Origin of the sequence: uncultured Barnesiella sp., assembly GCF_946496565.1 — a bacterium.
GTDB lineage: Bacteria > Bacteroidota > Bacteroidia > Bacteroidales > Barnesiellaceae > Barnesiella > Barnesiella merdigallinarum.
Genome location: NZ_CAMMHD010000015.1, coordinates 66,468 through 84,746, shown reverse-complemented (window position 1 = coordinate 84,746; position 18,279 = coordinate 66,468). Strand labels below are relative to the sequence as shown.

Annotated in this window: 9 protein-coding genes and 2 pseudogenes; all 11 read right to left on the bottom strand. The window is 59.3% G+C overall.

Going from position 1 to position 18,279, the window contains the following annotated elements; translation table 11 throughout:
• Positions 1–11 precede the first annotated feature (11 nt).
• The 11 genes and pseudogenes from Q1K76_RS09135 to Q1K76_RS09090 all read right to left on the bottom strand — a co-directional run bounded on the left by Q1K76_RS09135 (position 12) and on the right by Q1K76_RS09090 (position 18,274).
• Positions 12–2,810 carry an FAD-binding and (Fe-S)-binding domain-containing protein gene (locus Q1K76_RS09135; protein ID WP_300132745.1) on the bottom strand — a complete coding sequence of 933 codons (2,799 nt, stop codon included), beginning with the start codon at positions 2,808–2,810 and terminating at the stop codon, positions 12–14.
• A gap of 19 nt (positions 2,811–2,829) precedes the next feature.
• The gene (locus Q1K76_RS09130) at positions 2,830–4,062 is read right to left on the bottom strand and encodes an exo-beta-N-acetylmuramidase NamZ domain-containing protein (RefSeq protein WP_087881021.1); all 1,233 of its coding nucleotides are present in this window, start codon (positions 4,060–4,062) and stop codon (positions 2,830–2,832) included.
• Between the two features lie 14 nt (positions 4,063–4,076).
• Positions 4,077–4,880 (bottom strand): annotated as a pseudogene (locus Q1K76_RS11895) (MFS transporter); the annotation flags it as partial.
• A 570-nt stretch (positions 4,881–5,450) separates the two neighbouring features.
• Positions 5,451–5,942: pseudogene (locus Q1K76_RS09125) on the bottom strand (MFS transporter); the annotation flags it as partial.
• A 10-nt stretch (positions 5,943–5,952) separates the two neighbouring features.
• Positions 5,953–7,257: a SpoIID/LytB domain-containing protein gene (locus tag Q1K76_RS09120; protein ID WP_300132741.1), complete on the bottom strand. Its 1,305-nt coding sequence runs from the start codon at positions 7,255–7,257 to the stop codon at positions 5,953–5,955.
• A 7-nt stretch (positions 7,258–7,264) separates the two neighbouring features.
• On the bottom strand, positions 7,265–8,194 hold the full coding sequence (locus Q1K76_RS09115) for a DUF4922 domain-containing protein (RefSeq protein ID WP_087408743.1): 930 nt from the start codon (positions 8,192–8,194) through the stop codon (positions 7,265–7,267).
• 6 nt (positions 8,195–8,200) lie between these two features.
• Complete coding sequence (locus tag Q1K76_RS09110) at positions 8,201–9,658, bottom strand: glycosyltransferase family A protein (RefSeq protein WP_300132738.1); 1,458 nt, start codon at positions 9,656–9,658, stop codon at positions 8,201–8,203.
• A gap of 10 nt (positions 9,659–9,668) precedes the next feature.
• Complete coding sequence (locus Q1K76_RS09105) at positions 9,669–11,534, bottom strand: PQQ-binding-like beta-propeller repeat protein (RefSeq protein WP_300132737.1); 1,866 nt, start codon at positions 11,532–11,534, stop codon at positions 9,669–9,671.
• A 7-nt stretch (positions 11,535–11,541) separates the two neighbouring features.
• Positions 11,542–14,517: a xanthan lyase gene (locus Q1K76_RS09100; RefSeq protein ID WP_300132735.1), complete on the bottom strand. Its 2,976-nt coding sequence runs from the start codon at positions 14,515–14,517 to the stop codon at positions 11,542–11,544.
• Between the two features lie 261 nt (positions 14,518–14,778).
• Positions 14,779–15,618 (bottom strand): hypothetical protein, encoded by an 840-nt coding sequence (locus tag Q1K76_RS09095; protein ID WP_087408739.1) that lies wholly within the window; start codon positions 15,616–15,618, stop codon positions 14,779–14,781.
• 271 nt (positions 15,619–15,889) lie between these two features.
• Positions 15,890–18,274 (bottom strand): Ig-like domain-containing protein, encoded by a 2,385-nt coding sequence (locus Q1K76_RS09090; protein ID WP_258327151.1) that lies wholly within the window; start codon positions 18,272–18,274, stop codon positions 15,890–15,892.
• Between the last annotated feature and the right edge of the window lie 5 nt (positions 18,275–18,279).

Genomic DNA, 18,279 nt, shown 5'->3' with positions numbered 1-18,279 from the left:
GCGTTTTTCTTTTATTTTTTAGGGGTTGTACATTGGTCTACCAGATAGACGATCGAGAGGTAGGGAATGCCTGAGTTGGTGGTCAGTCCTATCTCGCAGGTGCGGCTGTTGGAGTAGCCGGTCTTTACGCCGGCTTTCTCGAGTTGGGGTTTCAGCTTGCGCAGGGCGTAGGCGTTGACCTCGGGGTGCGTGAAGCCGCGGTCGCCGGCAAATCCGCAGCAGCCCACCTCGTCGGGTACGACGACGTGGCGCGAGCAGAGCCGGGCCAGCTCGACGAGCATGTTGCCCAGGTTCATCTTCCGCATCGAGCAGGTGATGTGCACGGCGATGGGGGCGTCGATGGGGGTGAATTGCAGCTTGTCGCGCAAGAAGGTGTAGATGAACTCTACCGGTTCGTAGAGTTTGACGCGGGTCATCACCTCGCGCATGCGGTGCAGGCAGGGGCTCTGGTCGCACAGCACGGGGTAGCGCCCCTCGTGGCTGGCTTCGTAGAGAGCATCTTCCAGTTCGGTCGACTTGCGGTCGGCAATATCGCGCATGCCTTTGCTCTCCCAGATGGTACCGCAGCAAAGGTTCTTCATGTTCTTGGGGAAGATGACTTCGTAGCCAGCCTTTTGCAGCAGGGCTACGGTCTTGTCGATAAGTGGCGTGGGGTCGGGCGAGTTTTTGGCCGGGCCCATGGTCTGGTTGATGCAGCTGGGGAAGTAGACTACCTTCAGCGGTTCGGCATGTTGTTGTATCGTGTGCGGACGGTAGGGTTTGGGCATGGCCGGGGTCCACAGCGGCAGGCCCATGCGGTGCAGCGTGCGGCCTACGGCGCTCATCGATTTGTCGCCCAGCAGGGAGTGTGCCACATTGGCCAGGTAGAGCACCGGACGGATGCTGGCTTTGGTACCGGCAAAGTGGTTGGCTACCCAGTCGCCGGTTTTGTAGCCCAGGCTTCCGGCGGGCAGGCTCTCTTCGCGCAGGTCGTGGGTGAGGTCGCCCACGCTGATTCCCATCGGGCACGACATGGAGCAGAGTCCGTCGCCGGCGCAGGTGGCGTTGCCCAGATATTTGTATTGTTTCAGCAGGGTGTGCATGCGCGCCTGACTCTCGGCGTCGGCCAGGTGGCTCAACCGGGAGATTTCACGCCGGATGACGATGCGTTGGCGCGACGAGAGCGAGAAGCCGCAGGTGAGGCAGTTGACCTCGCAGAAGCCGCACTCGATGCAACGGTCTACGTGGGCGTTGGTGAGCGGCATGGGTTTGAAGTTCTTCAGGTGGCAGCGCGGGTCGTCGTTGAAGATGACACCGGGGTTGAGCAACCCCTTGGGGTCGAAGAGCTTTTTGACGGCCTTCATGTAGCCGAATGCCTTTTCGCCCCACTCGTATTTGACGAAGGGAGCCATGTTGCGGCCCGTGCCGTGTTCGGCCTTGAGCGAGCCGTCGTATTTGTCGACCACGAGGCTCTTCACCTCGTCCATCAGTCGCTCGTAGCGGGCCACCTGTTCGGGCGTGTCGAACGACTGGCTGATGATGAAGTGGTAGTTACCCTCCAGAGCATGGCCGTAGATGCAGGCATCGTCGTAGCCGTTCTCTTCGAGCAGGGCCTGCAGGTCGGCAGTAGCCTCGGGCAGGTCGTTGATGGGGAAGGCCACATCCTCGATGAGTACGGTGGTGCCCAGTTGGCGGGTGCCGCCTACCGAGGGGAAGATGCCCGAGCGGATGGCCCAGTATTTCGAGTACTCCTCGGGCTTGTCGGTGAAGTGTATGGGTGTGGCCGTCTGGAAGGGGGCCAGTATCTTTTTGATGGCCTCGATGTTGGCCTGGAGCTCTTCGGGCGAGTCGGCCTTGGTCTCGGTGAGCACGGCGGTGAGCCCTGTGCCGGTGGTGTCGCCCACCGAGGCGAGCGACTTCTTGTCGAGCATCTCGGCACTGAATACCGGGCCCTGTTTCATGGCCACGACGGCGTGGCAAGCCTCCTTGATGTCGTTGAAATAGAGCATGGCGCTGGCCGAGCAGGGGTAGTCGTGCTCGGTCTTCATCGTCACTTCGGAGAGGAAGGCGAGCGTACCTTCCGAGCCCACCATGAGGTGAGCGATGAGGTCGAACGGGTCGTCGTAGGTGACGAAGGGGAGCAGGTTGAGGCCGGTCACGTTTTTGATGGAGTATTTCCGGCGGATGCGCTCGCTCAGGGTCTGGTCGGCCCGGATGTCGTCGCGCAGCTCGACGAGCCGTTTCAAGAAGTCGGGGTGGCTCTGCTCAAAAGCCTGTCGGCTGGCGGGATCGCCCGTGTCGAGGCGAGTCCCGTCGGCCAGGACGATTTTGGCCGACAGCAGCTCCTTGTCGCTGTTGGCATGGGTGCCGCAGTTCATGCCCGAGGCGTTGTTCATCACAATGCCTCCTACCATGGCCGATTTTACCGAGGCGGGGTCGGGTGCGAATTTTCTGCCATAGGGTTTCAATATTTCATTCACACGGGCCCCGATGATGCCGGGCTGGAGCGTGATGCGCGTATGGTCGTCCGAGATGGCGTATTGTTCCCAGTTCTTGCCGGCAACAATCAGTATCGAGTCGCTTATGCTCTGTCCCGAGAGCGAGGTCCCGGCAGCTCTGAAAGTTACCGGCAAGGCATACTTGTCGGCCAGGGCCAGCAGCCGGGCCACCTCAGCCTCGTTTTTCGATCGGATTACGATCTGAGGGATAAGGCGATAAAATCCGGCATCGGTACCCCACGCCAGCAGGCGCAGTTCGTCGGTGTAGATACGGTCTTGGGGAATGAATGTCCCGACCTCTTTCAGATAAGCGTTGTACTTTTGATCTTTCATCTCGGTCTGTTACTTGGTGTTACTTATAAAGATAGTATTTGCGTGACAATTTCTTGAAGCTCTCTACATCTTTATACCAGTAGTCCTTGATGTCGTCGAAGCGGTAGTTCTTGGAGAACCGCTCGCGTATCTGGTTGCTGCCGCACACCTTGTCGAACATGTCGAAACGCTTTTCGGTTTCGGGCCCGAAAGCCTTCTTGTCGGGGTACATGGCAGCCAGCTCCTGCAAGATGTAGAACTGGACCTCGGAGAGGCGAGCCTTCCGATAGTCGAGGATGTGCACTTGTACTCCCTGCAAGTGTTCGCCCTGCCCGAAAGCGTAGAAGGGCTTCAGGTGTATGGGGCGGAACTTGATGCCCGGCAACTCGAGCGCGTTCATGCGGTCGGCCAGCTTCTCGGCGTCGATCCACTGGGCGGCAAACATCTGGAACGGAATGGTGTACCCCACGCCTATCGACAGATAGGGCAACTCGCCTACGATACCCGACAGGGGGTAGAAGTAGGCCGAGTGGGGGTGCGGAATATGGGGCGACGAGGGTATCCATTGCAGCCCCGTCTGGGCATAGTCCATATTGCGTTTCCAGTGTTTCATGGGTACGACCGTGAGCTTGCAGTCCTTGGCCAACATGTGTTCGCCCACCAGCATGCGAGCCAGCTCGCCGCAGGTGAGTCCGTAGACGTAGGGAATCTTGAACTGGCTCACGAAGGAGAAGTAGCCGTCCTCGACGATGTTGCCTTCGACCTTCTCGCCCCCGATGGGGTTGGGACGGTCGAGCACGACAAACTCGATGCCGTTTTCGGCGGCAGCCTCCATGGCTACCCCCATGGTGCTGATGTAGGTGAACGAGCGGCAGCCTATGTCTTGGATGTCATAGACGAGCACATCGATGCCCTTGAGCATCTCGGGGGTAGGTTTGCGGGTCTTCCCGTACAGCGAATAGACGGGCAGTCCGGTCGAGGGATCGGTCGAGTTCTCTACCTTGTCGCCGGCATGCACGTCGCCGCGCACACCGTGTTCGGGACCGTAGAGGGCTACCAGATTGACGTTGGGAGCTTCAAACAGGATATCGATGGTCGATTTCAGCGAATTGTCCACCCCCGTAGGGTTGGTGATGAGACCGACTCTTTTCCCCTCCAGTATCTTGAAGTTATCTTTTTTCAGAACCTCGATTCCTGTCATTGTTTTCTGTGCACTCAATCCTCCTGCAAAAATTGCAATCAGGCACAAAATTATATACTTTTTTAATGTCATAGACTTTCTTTTTGCTATTTTGTTACTGTTTCATTTTCGTTTGCATCCTTCTTGCCGTAGTTGGGGTCGATTTTGATGAAGGCACACACGGCGATGGTGGCGGCGCAGCAAATCATTACCCAGTAGAAGAAGTGTTTATACCCGATGAGCTCTTGCAGCCAACCGGCAGCCATGCCCGGCAACATCATGCCCAGAGCCATGAAGGCGGTACAGATGGCATAGTGGGCGGTCTTGTGCTCGCCGTCGGAGAAGTAGATGAGGTAGAGCATGTAGGCGGTGAAGCCGAAGCCGTAGCCAAACTGCTCGATGAAGACGCAGAGGTTGATGATGAAGAGACTGTCGGGCTGGTAGTAGCTGAGGTAGACAAAGGTGGCGCAGGTGAGCGAGATGCTCCAGGCCATGGGCCAGAGCCATTTGCGCAGGCCGCCTTTGGCTGCTACGATACCGCCGATGATACCGCCGATGGTGAGGCCCAGGATGCCGATGGTACCGTAGACCAGACCTACCTGGCCGGTGGTCAGACCCAGACCGCCCAGCTCTTTGGGGTCGAGCAAGAAGGGGTTGATGAGTTTCACCAGCTGTGCCTCGGGCAGACGGTAGAGCAGCATGAAGAGGACGGCCACCCATACCTGTTTCTTCTTGAAGAAGGTGACGAAGGTGGCGAAGAACTCCTTGAAGATGTTCGAGGCGGTAGCCTCGCATACGGCCCGGTCGGAAGCGGGTTTGGGCAGAATGTATTTGTGATACAGGCAGATGGCGATGAAGAAACCGGCCAGTACGAAGAAGGTGATGGACCAGGCCAGGGCGATGTTGCCCGAGGTCGACTCGAACGAAGCCGACGAAGCCTCTTTCAGTTTCGGGTCTACCTGTATGGTGATGTAGGCGGGTTTGTTCCAGTTGTCGGCGTTGAACTCGATGCGGTCGCCCTGAGTGAGGAAGATACTCTGGTCGCCCGTTTTGTGCACGGTGTTGAGTACCACCTTTTCGCCGGGTTTGGGTTGTTGCGAGAGGCATACCTTGATGACCCCGATGTTGCCGGTGAGCTGGTGTTGGGTGCGCTCGCGGTTTTCACCGAAGGTGTTCTTGATGAAGAGCTCGAACTTGCTGAGCTCCTGACCCTTTGCGGCGGTGCTGCTCTGGGTCGTGGCGGCCGTCTCGGGAGCGGCGAAGCCGTTGGCGATGTTCTGTTGTTTTACCCAGGCATTTACCGAGTCGACTTGGGCGGGATTGGCCGCGGTACCTATCTCGAGCACGGCAGGCGTGGCCACGAAGTGCATCTCGTCGTTGTTGCTGTCGGTCACGTAGTCGGTCGAGGGGAGGGCGATTTCACTGGCATACTGCGGGCCGGCCTTCACCTCGAGCGACAGAGGGGTAAGGCCCGTGTTCGACTCGAGCAGTCCGGCCAGAATCACCAGCAATCCCTGCCCGGCGATGGTGGCCACCCGATAGAAGGTGCTGCGGATGCCCACATACATGGCCTGGTCGTGGGTGTCGAGGGCCAGCATGTAGAAACCGTCGGCCGCAATGTCGTGCGTAGCCGAGCTGAAGGCCACCAGCCAGAAAATGGCCAGCGTAATCTGGAAGAAGTGCGGCGCGGGAATGGTGAATGCGATGCCGGCCAGGCCTGCGCCCACGAGCATCTGCATGGTCACTACCCACCACCGTTTGGTTTTCAACAGGTCGATGAAGGGGCTCCAGAAGGGTTTGATGACCCACGGCAGGTAGAGCCAACTGGTGTAGAGGGCGATGTCGGTATTGGAGATTCCCAGTCGTTTGTACATGATGACCGAGATGGTCATCACAGCCACATAGGGCAGCCCCTGCGCAAAGTATAGCGTAGGAATCCAGGCCCAGGGCGATGTCTTTTTCTGCGAATTCATGGTTTATGTGTTAATAGAGTTTTTCAATGGTTGCTCCCGCGAAATAGTGCAGGAGGATGTGTCGGTAGTCGTATCCCTGCTCGCCCATGACGGCGGCGCCTATCTGGCAGAGTCCTACGCCGTGGCCCCAGCCGGCACCTCGCAGCACGAAGCGTTGCGGTATGCCGTCGACCACCTCCTCGCGCTCGACGATGAAGGCCGAGCTGTACAGGTGCGAGGGCGAGAGGGTGCGGCGTATCTCCAGCTCCTTGCCGATGGTGAGGGTCTGTCGTGTGCCCTGTATCTGCAGGCGGATGAGCCGACCCGAGGTGCCCCGCTCAATGGGTTTCAGGTCGACAATCTGGCCGAAGTCGATGCCCGATTTCTCCCGGATGAGTGCCGCCAGCTCCTGTTGGGTGTAGGCCACGCTCCAGCGGTAGAAGTCGGTCGTCTCCTGGTCGTAGTTGTTGAGTACCTGCGAGAGCACCCGTTTGTCGGTGGTGTTGCAGAAGGCCTCGGGCGATTCGCAAATCCAGCGGCGGGCATTCTCCTCGACGGTCAGGTCGGGGAAGTCGTGCTCGTTGCGGTCGTCGCGCAGGGCGACGAGGTAGGGAAAGTCGCGGTTTTCCCAGCACGAAGAGAAGCGCTCCATCACGCCGCCGCAACACTTCGAGAAGCGGGCGTCGCATATCTGGCCGTCGTAGGTGAGTATCTCGCCCCGGGTGGCCTCGATGGCCTGCCCCACGATGGGGGTCGATTCGCGGGTGATGCCCTGGTAGCGCTGGCAGTGGTCGTCGGCGCAGACGTCGAAGCGGTCGTGGTCCTCCCGGTCGTACCAGCGGATGAGCTCGTGATCGGTGCGGAAGCACGAGACGGGTTTCTGCCCGGCCAGCGCCTTGTTCTTCTGTATTTGAGCCAGCAGCCAACTGCGGGAGATGACGGCGTGCGACTTGAGCAGCTCGAGCGAGGCGGTGGCGCTCATCTCCGACGAGATGACGCTGAGCAGATACTCTTCGATGCCCAGCTCGTTGATGGCGGTGAGGCGGTCGCCCTCGACAATCAGCTTCAGGGCTCCCCTGAAGGTCTGGTCTTCGCGGCGCTCCCAGTGGAATTTTACCCCTATGGTCACCCCCTTGAGGCAGAACGAGTGGTCGGCCTCCTGCGGGGTGAAGAGGAGCTGGTCGTACAATCCGCCGTTCCAGCCGATGCGCCCCTGCTCGATGCGGGCCGTTTGGGCCCCTTCGACCGGGTGGCCGCCCTGCAGATAGGTGCCGTTGAGGACGAACTCGATGGTTTCGCCCGACATGATTCCTACGGTTACCGATGGCTCTTTCATGGCTGTGCTATTTGAGTTTTTGGGCTATTTGGTTCATTTTCTCCCGGTCGAGGCATACCTCGGCGAGTATCTGGGCCAGGTCGTCGGCCGTGATTTTCTCGAAATCTTTCTCGAGCGGGGTGATGAATACACCACCCATATCGACCGATGCGGGGCTGAGCAGGATGTTGTCGTCGCCCTCGGCAAAGTAGCACGAGGGGCGATGCTGGGCCCGCGGGAAGATGGCGACCGACCAGCGGTCGGTGTCGTACCAGGCGAGCACGTTCATCATGGGCTCCGTTTCGTCGGGTTTCACCTCGAGCGTCTGGTAGAGCTTGTCGAAGAGGGCCCGGGCGTCGTCGGCCCCGGTGGCTTCGATGAGGAAGAAGGGGCAGATGTACTCCTCGACCAGACTCAGCCGGGCCGAGCCCTGGGTAATCACCGGCGTGCGGTGGCAGGAGGCTACCACGTCGCACAGCGGCAGGAAACCTTTGTTGCCGGCCTGGAAGTGGGCGTGGTCGGGAGCCGAGGCTCCGCATTTGGGTCCGTTGTAGAAGAGCACGAAGTCGTCGGCCTCGCGAGCCAGACGCAGCATGTCGCCGAACCGGCTGCCGATGAGTTGCGGCGTGTGTCGGTTGACCGGGATGGTGAAGTGCTTGGGGAAGATGGGGAAGGGGTTGATGAGCCACGTGTACTCCCCGTCGGGCAGCCCGTGCTGTACCTCGGGCCGGTTCTCGACGCAGAGGAAACACTTGCGCTCCTTCAACGATTTCGTGTCGACCTTGGCCGCCGACGAAACGATGCGGGCCGGGTTGAACTGCACCTTGACCGTGCAGCCCCCCAGCGGTATCTCCTTGACCCGTACCGACTCCAGTGCCTGGTAGTTGTTGCGGGCCGAATCCCACACGGCGAGCTGGTCGTCGAGCAGGCGTTCGATATGTTTCGATGTCAGTTCCATACCGGTTTATTTTTTATTCATGGCCACCCGGGCTTGCAGCTCCCAGGTGCGGATGCGGTCTTTGTAGAGGTTGTTGGCGTTCATCTTCTCGATGCTGAGCGAGGCGTCGGAGTTGTCGTCCCAGCGGCGGCACAGGTATACCACGTCGTAGACGCGGCCTATCTGGTAGCGGCGCGAGATGTTCAGACCCAGGGCGTAGTCTTCGCCGTAGCTGGTGTTGGGCACCTTCACCTTGCGCAGAAGCGGGGTGTAGAAGGCACGCGGAGCACCCAGGCCATTGATGCGCAGGGCGTTGTTGCGGCCGTTTTCGGGGGTCCACTCCTTGTGGTCGATGATGCCCGGGGCAATCATGTTCATGTGGAAGTCGGTCATCATGTAGGTACCTACCACCATGCCGCAGTTCTGCTCGTAGAAGGCGTTGACCATGGTTTGCAGGGTGTACTCGTCCTTGTAGACGTCGTCGCTGTCGAGCTGCACGGCAAACTTGCCGCACTTGGGGTGATGCACGCCCAGGTTCCAGCAGCCGCCTATGCCCAGGTCGTTGCGCTCGGGAATGAGGTGGACGACCCGCTCGTCGGCCGCAAAGCGGTCGATGGCCTCGGTGGTGCCGTCGGTCGAGTGGTTGTCGATGATGATGAGGTTGAATTTGAAGTTGGTCTGCTGCTTCAGTACCGACTCAATGGCATCGGCAATGGTGCGTACGCGGTTGCGCACGGGAATGATGACCGAAGCCTCGTATTCGAAGTTACCCTCGTCGAAGGCAATCTTCTCGAAACGGGGCTCGAGGTATCCACCGATGGCCTTGAGGTGCTCGGTGCAGGCGGCCTCCATCTCAATCTGTACGCCCCGGTTCTTGGGGTCGACGTAGTCGAAAATCTTCTCGCCGCTCTTGCGGTTGTCGTTCTCGACTTCGGAGTAGAGATACTCGTTGATGTGTACCAGCGAAGCCTTTTGCGACAGCTTCAGACGCAGGTCGTAGAGACCGGCAAACTGGAAGTCGGTGGTCATGCGCGAGGCGGCCTCCCGGAAGGCGGCGGCGTTGAAGAGCAGCAGCGACCCGAAGTTGAAGTCGTCGCGCAGACTGCCGTACTGGTAGTCGATGACGGGGGCCTTCTCCTGTTTACCGTCGGTCACGTGGTACGAGTCGGCGTAGGCCATGCCGGCCTGGGAGTCGTCGGCGATGCGCACCATGCGCTCGAGGGCGAAGTAGCCCAGTTCGAGGGTGGTGTATTTGGTGTAGAGTAGGGTGTAGTCGGCATCGCTGCGGTCGGCTATCGCGTGCAGCGTGGCCGAGGCGTTGAGGCTGGTTACCGGCAGAAGTTCACACCCCTCTACCGCTTCTTGATTCTTTTCGGTGGCGAGCAGGTAGATGCTCTTCACATGTTCGCAGGCCCGCAGCCCTTTTACGGTTTCGCTTACCTGAGCCTGGCTCGAGAAAGGAATGAAACAGTTGATTGTTTTCATAACTGGAGTTTTATTTTTGTTTATTCGTTTTATAATCGATGACAAGCAGCCCTATCTCGCCGCCGGTGGCGGTGAAGAGGCAACGCTCTTTCGAGAGGGGCACGAGGGTGCTGATGAGCGAGTTGCCCACCTTGTGCTTCCACAATACCCGGCCGGTGCGGGCGTCGAGGCCGAACATGAGTCCGTTTTTGGTGCTGCCGAAGACCACGCCATCTTTCTCGACGGGCATCGAGGGGGCGTGTTCGTAGCCGAAGCCCACGTTCGAGGCCCACAGCTTTTGCGGGTGGTCGGCGGTAGCCGAGTAGCAGACCACGCTGTCGTTCATCGTCTTGCTGTAGATGCGGCGGTTGTCTTCCGACAAACCGATGGTCTCGCGCACCATCGACTCTTTGGTGCGCCACACGGTGGCCCCGGTGCGGACGTCGATAGCCGAGAGCACCCGCTCGGGGTCGGCCACGAACACCTTGCCGTGGGCACCTACGGGCCATACGGCAGCGGCCGAGTAGAATTTGCCCGGTTTGCCGTCGTGCCACTTCCACACTTCACGGCCGGTTTTCAGGTCGAGGGCATAGAGGTTCTTGTCCCACGCCCCGAATATGACGAGCCCGTCGTAGACGAGCGGTTTGGTTTCGATGTATCCGGCCACCCCTTCGTAGGTCCAGACGACTTGCCCCGAGTGGAGGTCGATGGCTCTGAAGCAGTGGTCGCTGCCACCGATATAGGCTACCCCCTTGTGCAGGGTCACGGCGCCCAGCACGGGGGCGTCGGTCTGGACTTTCCACAGCAGTCGGCCGGTGGTGGCGTCGAGTCCGTAGATACACATGTCGGCCGAGCCGAATACCACCACGTTGTCGTCGGCCGCGGGGGTGCCCACGATGCGCATGCCGCTCTTGAACCGCCACAGCTCCTTGCCGTCGGCGAGGGCGTAGCAGGCGAGGGTGCCCGAGTCGTCGCCCACGTAGACCTTGCGGTCCCAGCAGGCGGGCGAGGAGAATATCTCATAGCCGCACTTGACCAGCCACTGCTCCTTGACCTGGGGATACTCGAGGTTCACCGAGTAGTCGGGGCGGGGATAGCCGGCGTTGCTTTTGTCGAAGTTGGGGCCGGTCATGGTGTAGCCTCCCCGGCGCACCGGTTCCCGGCCTATCTGCTGTTCGTAGATGAGGATGGAGTCGGGGGTCACCTCGCAGAGCGAGTAGCCGCCGACGGGGGCTTTGTCGCGCAGGTTCGACCGGCAGAGAATGCCGGGTATGCCGTCGTATTTCAGATTCAGGTATTGGTGGTAGTGGCCGCCCATGATGAGGCGGATGTTGTAGGGACGGATGGCGTCGGTCACGTCGTACCAGTTGTCGACGTCGCCCGGCTGGAGGGGATAGTGAGTGACAATGATGACAGGCTTCTCCGGACCGGCGGCACTCAGTTCGCGCTTGAGCCAGTCGATGTCCTGCGGAGCCACGTGGCCGTCGGCCATGCGGATGATGGGACCCGAGTTCATGCCCAGGAAGAGCACGCCGTCGTGCTCGAACCGGAACCGCTCGCGGCCGAAGATGCGGGCGAAATCGGTTACCCCCGACTCGCTCCACTTCGTTTCGTGGTTGCCCGGCACGATGTAGTAGGGAACCTCGAGCCGGTCGAGCAGCGACTTGACCACCTCCATGGAGCGGCGGTCGCCCAGGTTGGTGATGTCGCCCGAGACGATGGCAAAGTCGATACCGGGTGTCGCGTTGATCTGGTCGACCGATCGGGCCAGGTCGTTGCAGGGCAGTGAGTCGCCGGCGGTGATGTGGATGTCGGTGAGGAAGGCAAACTTGAAGTCGGCCGCCTGACTGCCAATGACCAGCAGGAGAAGGGAGAGTGAGAGGAGAAATCGTTTCATGGGTTGTTTATCGGTCGTTTGAGTTTTCGTTGAAGGTAGAGAGTATGGCATTCATGAGCGCGTCGCGTTGGACTTCGCTTTTGATAGTCTCGAAGGGGTAGCCCAGCACGCAGGTGCTGTATGTATCGCCCCGGTAGAAGATGCCGGCGCTGATGTTGTTCTCGCCATAGCGCTGTATGGTGTAGCTGCCCTTGCCGAAGGGTTCGATGCCGTCGGGCGACTCTACGGCGTAGCACTGGGCGTTGGGGGTGTGGTAATACTCGAAGTCGAGCTTGCCGAAGCGGGCAAAGGGCGAGGCTGCCGGTTTCACCCGACCGCTCACCGAGGCTTGCCCGGTGCGCCAGGTGTAGTGCAGCACTTGGTTGGCAAACTGCTGTCCCAGCGTGTCGGCCTCGTGGTTGTCCCACAGGTCGGTACCTACGTAGGCCCCCGAGACGAAGAGGTTGCCGCCCCCGTTGCAGTAGCGGGTGATGGCCTCGCGCAGCGGCCGGTCGAAGGTCTTGAAGGCGTAGCCGCTGGTGCCCCGGCCCATCGTGACCTGTTTCTCCTTGCCGAGTATGAGGTCGGCCATGCGGTAGCGACTCGGGTCGACAAGCTGCTCGGCTACGGCCTCGTCGCTGGTCGAGACAAAGGAGTATCCGGCCCGCACAATCGAGCGGCCATGCAGGTAGGGATAGTCGAAGGTGTTGCCGGCGATGACCTGCGTTTCGTAGTCGGCGCGGCTGGCACCGAAGCCCGGGTCGTCATCGTCGCGCCAGGGGATATGGCGGCGGAACTCGTATTGTTCGCCTATGTAGTTGATGTCGCAGAGGTAGGGCACCCCGAAGTCTTTGCGGGTGTCGAAGCCCGCCGTGATGGTGTCGACCTCGAAGCTGTCGGGGCCGCTGATGCGGTCGAATCCGTTGATAACCAGCACGACTTCCTTCTCGTTGGAGGCGCGGCAGAGCGACAGCGTCTCGGAGGGGAAGCTCTCGCCGCCCCGGTTCACGGCGGTAACGCGGAAGCTGTAGATCGAGTCGGGTCGTATGGTCAGCGTGCAGGTGGTGTCGCTCACCAGGGTGCCGGCATCGAAAGCCCCGTTGCCCACCCGGGTGTAGACGATGTAGCGGTCGGGGGTGGCGGTCGGCTCGAGCGAGTCGGTCACGGCACGCCAGGCGAGGCGTATCTGGTTCGCCCCGGTAAACTCGGTGCGCAGGTGGCTCACCGGCAGGGGTTGCACGGTGTAGTCGTAGCCGTTTTGTGCGGCGATGAACTTCAAGATGCCTTTATAGACGGCCCGGGCCACGACGAAGCGGAAGCGTGGGTCGAGGCCGTAGCGCATGTCGGCAAAGTTCTGGTGCGAGAGCAACTCGAGCAGCATGGTGGGTACCTCGGGCACGCGGGCTTCGAAGTACGACTTGTTCCACATGCCCCGGCGGCTCCATTGGGGTTCGTAGGTGCGGCGTATGTCGTCGGTCACTTGCGACAGCACGGCGTCGGTGAGGTAGCGCGATACTTGCCGCGGCACGTCGTGGATGTAGACTTTGCGCTCTTTCCCGGTGAAGTAGATGCCCAGGCTGCCGATAATCGAGTCGTTGAGGGTGGTGCCGGCATCGGAGTGGAAGGCAAAGGCCAGGTCTATCGGCACGTTCAGGCCCGTGCTGTCGGGCAGTACCGACGAGCCTCCGGCCAGGTAGTTGACCCACTCTCCCCGGCATTTGTAGTCGTCGACATAGTCGTTTTCGCCCTGGGTGGGCGAGTAGACCGAAGCCGGGAATCCGGCCCATTGCAGCCAGTAGCGGGCCGCTTCGGTGAAGCGGGGGTATCCGCTGGACTGGTCGGTATAGTCGATAGCGGCCAGGGTGGGGTTGCTCTCGATGCGCGAGGGGTTCACCCGGCGGGCTATGTTGCCGTAGCCACCGCCTATCTTCACGGCATCGGCCGTGACGGTGCGTCCCTTTTCACGGGCCAGGTTGCTCAACTCGATACGGGCCTCCCGGCCCCCCTCGAAGTCGAAGTGCCCCAGATAGATCCAGGTGCCGCCGCCCATGGTCTGGTTGACGTGGAATTGCGATTTACCCCCTTTGTGATATACGGTGTAGAGAGCGTCGTCGGTGCTGTTTTTGACCGTGTGATAGGCCACGTAGACGGCATATCGGCCCCCCTCGGGAATCGTGGCGTGCCAGCAGGCCCGTATCTCCTTGTGCGGGTCGGTGGTGGTGTGGGTCTGGCGGAAGCTCCCGTCGGTAAAGGGGTTCTGAAAATCGGTATAGACTTGTTGCCGGTGGGCGAATCCGATGTCGCCCTCCTTCCAGCGCTCTTTCCCGGCCGAGGTTTCGCGATAGGTGGCCGGGTTGTCGTTGTCGGCAATGAGTTCGTGCCCGTTGGTATCGCGCTCACGGGGCGAGAAGACGTAGGCTCCCGCCTGCTCGAGCATGGGGGTGAGGAAGGGCATGACGTAGCTCTGGGTATAGAGGTCTTCTACGGTCTGGAAGATACGGGCGCGCTGCCACTCCCAGCGGTCGAGCGACTGCTCGAAGTAGAACCCGTGGCTCTGCCACAGGGCGATGTGGCGGTTGAGCAGCCCCCGGTCGGGGGTGTAGAGGCGGTTTACCGGCTCGACGATGGGTCGGTGACACTTGACGGCAAAGCGCTTGTGATTCTCGGCAAAGGGGATGAGTCGGCTGATTTCGTAACCACCGGCGTAGATGGCCAGCTTCTTGTGTCTCAGATTCTTGGGGAGGATGGAGCGCACGGTGTCATAGGCCCGTTTGACCAGCTCCTCGCGGAACGGCAGATAAGAAAACTCGTCGTTCATGACGATGACGAGGCGGTTGCCCTTCTGTTGCGAGAGCGATTTCAGCTTGATTTCGCCGATGCCGAGATGCTGGGGCTTGAGCGAGGCGAGTGCCTGCTCGACGGTCGGCTCCAGATTGCGGGCATGTGTGGGGCCGAGCAGGACTGCTATGAGGATAAGCAGGAAGATATAGCGTTTCTCTTTCATGTTTTTCGAATGGATCAATTCGGTTATTTTCCGCTCCTCTTGTCGGGTAGCTCCGATTTGGGCCGTGCCAAAGAGCCACCGTCGGTGTCGGCGGGCAAAAACTATCTTTTTAGTTAATACAAATATAGGTATATTTTGATTTCGGGAACATATATTTAGTATTTTTTAATATGAATTTCCCTCCGTTTGTGAACGAAAAAAAATATGCAGAATCGAGGGTGTCGGTTCTGCATAGCTATGAGGTGCGGAAGTGGTTGAAGCTTATCCGTAAATCGAGTGGTACTCGATAAGTCCCCGCATGGGGCTCTTCTCGGTCTTTTCGATATTGAGTCCGAAATCTTTAGCCACCAGGTCGAGGATGTCGGCGTAGGTGTAGGCGAGATTTCCCATGAAGAAGACCGGGTATGACTTGTAGTCGTACTGGATGATGTTGCGCTGGAAGAACCGCATCAACTCTTCGTAGACCAGGTTGAACGCGTATTTGTTGTCGAGGTGGTCTTTGAGGAAGTAGGAGAAGGTCGACAGCGACCGGTTAGGGAAGGGGTGGTTGTAGATCGAGTCGAGAATCTCGTCGGGGGTGACTTTGAACTTCTCGTAGAAGGCGTCGCACAACTCTTTGGGAGCCAGATTTTTGAGGTAGTCGCTCAGGAAGCGGCGGCCCATGGCGGCCCCACTGCCCTCGTCGCCCAGAATGTAGCCGGCCGACCGTACGTTTTTGATGATGCGCTCACCGTCGTAGAGGCACGAGTTGGAGCCTGTACCCAAGATACAGGCGATACCCGGTTTGTCGATGAGCATACCGCGGGCGGCAGCCAACAGGTCGCTCTCGGCCGAGATGGGGGTCTTGAACTGGGCTACCAGCGAGGCCTCGAGTATGTTTTTCTTGTCGAGGTTGGCACATCCGGCGCCGTAGAAATAGACCCGCTCCCATCTTTTCTTGAAGAAGGCTTCGGGCAGGTTGAGCCGTATGCTGTGACTGATCTCTCTACGTGTCTGAAAGAAGGGGTTTATACCTTCGGTAAAACTCCTTTCTACCACATTTTTCCCGTCGACGAGAACCCATTCCGTAGTGGTGGAACCACTTTCTGCTATAATCTTCATAAATCCAAAATCTTGATAATGGTGTTTTCTGGTATCACTCCATTAAATTAAAAAAGAGCCTGTAAGTCCTTGCCTGTGATTATGCTGGTCCTTGCATCGCTACTCTGTTGCTTATACATCACAAAGATAAAATTTCTTTCGACATTTTCCAAAAGGAATGCTTATTTTTTATATAAAGTACCAAATTTCTGTTAAAACCTAATGGGTGAACGAGGCTGCATATCCGGCGGGAATGCCGGAGTATGCAGCCTCGCGGGAGGTAATAAATGAACTAATGAACAATCAATACCGGGTAGCAGAAGTTGTGGTCGGCGGCTCTGATCTGGAGCAGGTAGGTACCGGCGGGGATACCCGTGACGTCGAGCACGGCTTCGGTGCCTGTGGCTACACAGCTACCGGCCAGGTTGTAGAGGGCTACGCGTTGCACGGGAGCCTCGGACTGGATGTGCAGCAGGTCGGTGGCCGGGTTGGGGTATACCTGAATCGAGGCCGAGGTGGCTACGGACTGGATACCCGACGAGGTGTAGGCCAGCATGTTGTCGAGGTAGAAGCTGCCCGAGTTGGAGAAGAAGGGGCCCTTGCGCACCACCTTGATGCCGCTCACCCGGTAGCTCTTGCCGGGGGTGAGCTGGTCGAGACGGGCCTCGCGGAATTGCCAGCCGCGGAAGTCGATGTTGGTGAGCAGCACCTCCCGGGTGTCGTCGCCCGACGAGAGTTGCAGCCAGATTTCGTCGCAGGCCAGGTCGCCATAGATGTGCATGCCTATGGTCTGGGTGTTGTCGACGGTGGCACCACCGGCAAAGGTGGCATCGGTCGGGTAGAAGGCATAGGCCTCGTTGGCGTTGAAGGTGTAGGTGAAGTTGTAGCCGGCACTGCCGAAGAGGGCTTGCGAGGTCGAGCGGACCGCCTTGGCTGTGGACACGCCGCTGCTTTGTGCTGCGTCGTAGGTGATGCGGTCGGCCGTCTCGAAGTCCTCGATGGGGGCGTCGTTGTGGCGCACGTCGCCGGCGGTGAAGTTAATCACGATGGGGTCGATGACGGGCAGACTGTTGACGTCGCTCAGCGAGGCATCGATTCGCAACTGATACTCCTGACCCTGAACCAGGTCGGAAGCGGTGGTGAAATAGTAGTTGCCGTAGACGTCGCCCAGCTGGTTGTACTTGGCCGAGCGCAGGTTGATGCTCACCTCGTTGCCCTCGTTGTCGTAGAGCTTGATGAGGTTGCGGATGTCGACGGCATCGAGCACGTTGTCGAACCGCACCTCGAGGGTCGGTTTCGTGTAGTGAACCACGCCACCATCGGCCGGGCTGGAGGCCAGCAGCTTCAACTGGTTGCGGCCCTGGGTGAGGAAGGAGAACGAGAAGTCCTCTTCCATCGACAGGTTACCCGGGTGTTTGGCGCTCTTGTCGATGGTCACGGTGTAGCGCGTAGCCACTTCGTAGGGACGGTTGGGGGTGAATACCATGCGGTATTGCGAGTCTTCGAAGGTGATTTCGCCCTCGACGGCCGGCTCGATAGAGAAGGCTTCGCGTACCGACTCTACATCCATATCCCAGTTGAAGTTGATGACGATGGGGGTGGTGCAGTTGATGCTGTCGGTTTCGCTCTCCATCATGGGGCTGTACGAGAGCACCTCGGGCGGCGTGCTTCTCACGCGGTCCATGGCGACGTTGGTATAGCTTATGGTGTTGGCCGTAACGGTGACGTCGATGGTCTGTTCGTAGTGGTCATCGGCCACTACTTTCAACTGGTAGTTGCCGGGAGCCAGGTCGCGGAACATGTATACGCCGTTGAAATAGGGGTCGGTCGTGTAGGTGATGTTGTTGGGCAGCAGGGTGACGGTGGCACCGCACAGGGGCACCTGCTTGTCGCGGCCGTGCTGTACGTACGACTCGGTGCGGGTCATGCGGCTGTCGTATACGACACCGGCAATGTGGCCGGTCGTGAAGCCGTCGGTATTGAAATACTCCATCACCGCCTTGGCAAAGTGCCAGGCCTCGATGTATTTGTAGTCCATGTTGAGCAGACGGTAGGTCTCGGGCACATAGTCGTGGTACGAACCCTCCGAGAGGAATCCCGTGACGGTGAGGTTACGCAGCACGCCCAGGCCGGCGTTGTTCCAGTCGGGGTAGAAATCCCAGTCGCCCACTACGTATTCACTGGTTTGCGTCCAGTAGGTGACCTGGTTTTCGATGAGGTGCTTGAACAGAATCTTGGCCACCACCTTGTCTTCGGGTTTGGCCGGATTCTCGGTGTATCCCTTGAAGAGCATCATGGGGAAGTTGACCCGGTTGCTGGTGCCGGTGGCGTTGCTGTGAATCGAGAAGAAGAGGTCGGCATCGAATTCGTTGGCCTCGCGGCTGATGGTGTTCAGGTTGAGGTCGTCTTCGGTGCGGTTCAGCACGCGCGACATGGCCACGGTAGCCCCCTGGCCTTCGAGCAGTTCGCGCAGCATGAGCCCCTTGTGGAGGTTCGACGAAGATTCCCAGAAGCCCAGCGTATCGCCCTGGGCAAAGGGTGCGACGGCTACGTTGCGGTCGTCCGAGTCCCAGCCTCCGTGGCCGGGGTTGATGTAGATTCTCAGGCCTGTCATGTCTTTGGCTTGCAGACCGAGACAGCCCACGAGGGCTATGACGAGTATATAGAGTTTTTTCATGGCAG

Coding starts and splice junctions, on each gene's coding strand:
- Q1K76_RS09135 (WP_300132745.1), bottom strand. CDS start 2,810: ATGAAAGATCAAAAGTACAACGCTTATCTGAAAGAGGTCGGGACATTC.
- Q1K76_RS09130 (WP_087881021.1), bottom strand. CDS start 4,062: ATGACATTAAAAAAGTATATAATTTTGTGCCTGATTGCAATTTTTGCA.
- Q1K76_RS09120 (WP_300132741.1), bottom strand. CDS start 7,257: ATGAAAGAGCCATCGGTAACCGTAGGAATCATGTCGGGCGAAACCATC.
- Q1K76_RS09115 (WP_087408743.1), bottom strand. CDS start 8,194: ATGGAACTGACATCGAAACATATCGAACGCCTGCTCGACGACCAGCTC.
- Q1K76_RS09110 (WP_300132738.1), bottom strand. CDS start 9,658: ATGAAAACAATCAACTGTTTCATTCCTTTCTCGAGCCAGGCTCAGGTA.
- Q1K76_RS09105 (WP_300132737.1), bottom strand. CDS start 11,534: ATGAAACGATTTCTCCTCTCACTCTCCCTTCTCCTGCTGGTCATTGGC.
- Q1K76_RS09100 (WP_300132735.1), bottom strand. CDS start 14,517: ATGAAAGAGAAACGCTATATCTTCCTGCTTATCCTCATAGCAGTCCTG.
- Q1K76_RS09095 (WP_087408739.1), bottom strand. CDS start 15,618: ATGAAGATTATAGCAGAAAGTGGTTCCACCACTACGGAATGGGTTCTC.
- Q1K76_RS09090 (WP_258327151.1), bottom strand. CDS start 18,274: ATGAAAAAACTCTATATACTCGTCATAGCCCTCGTGGGCTGTCTCGGT.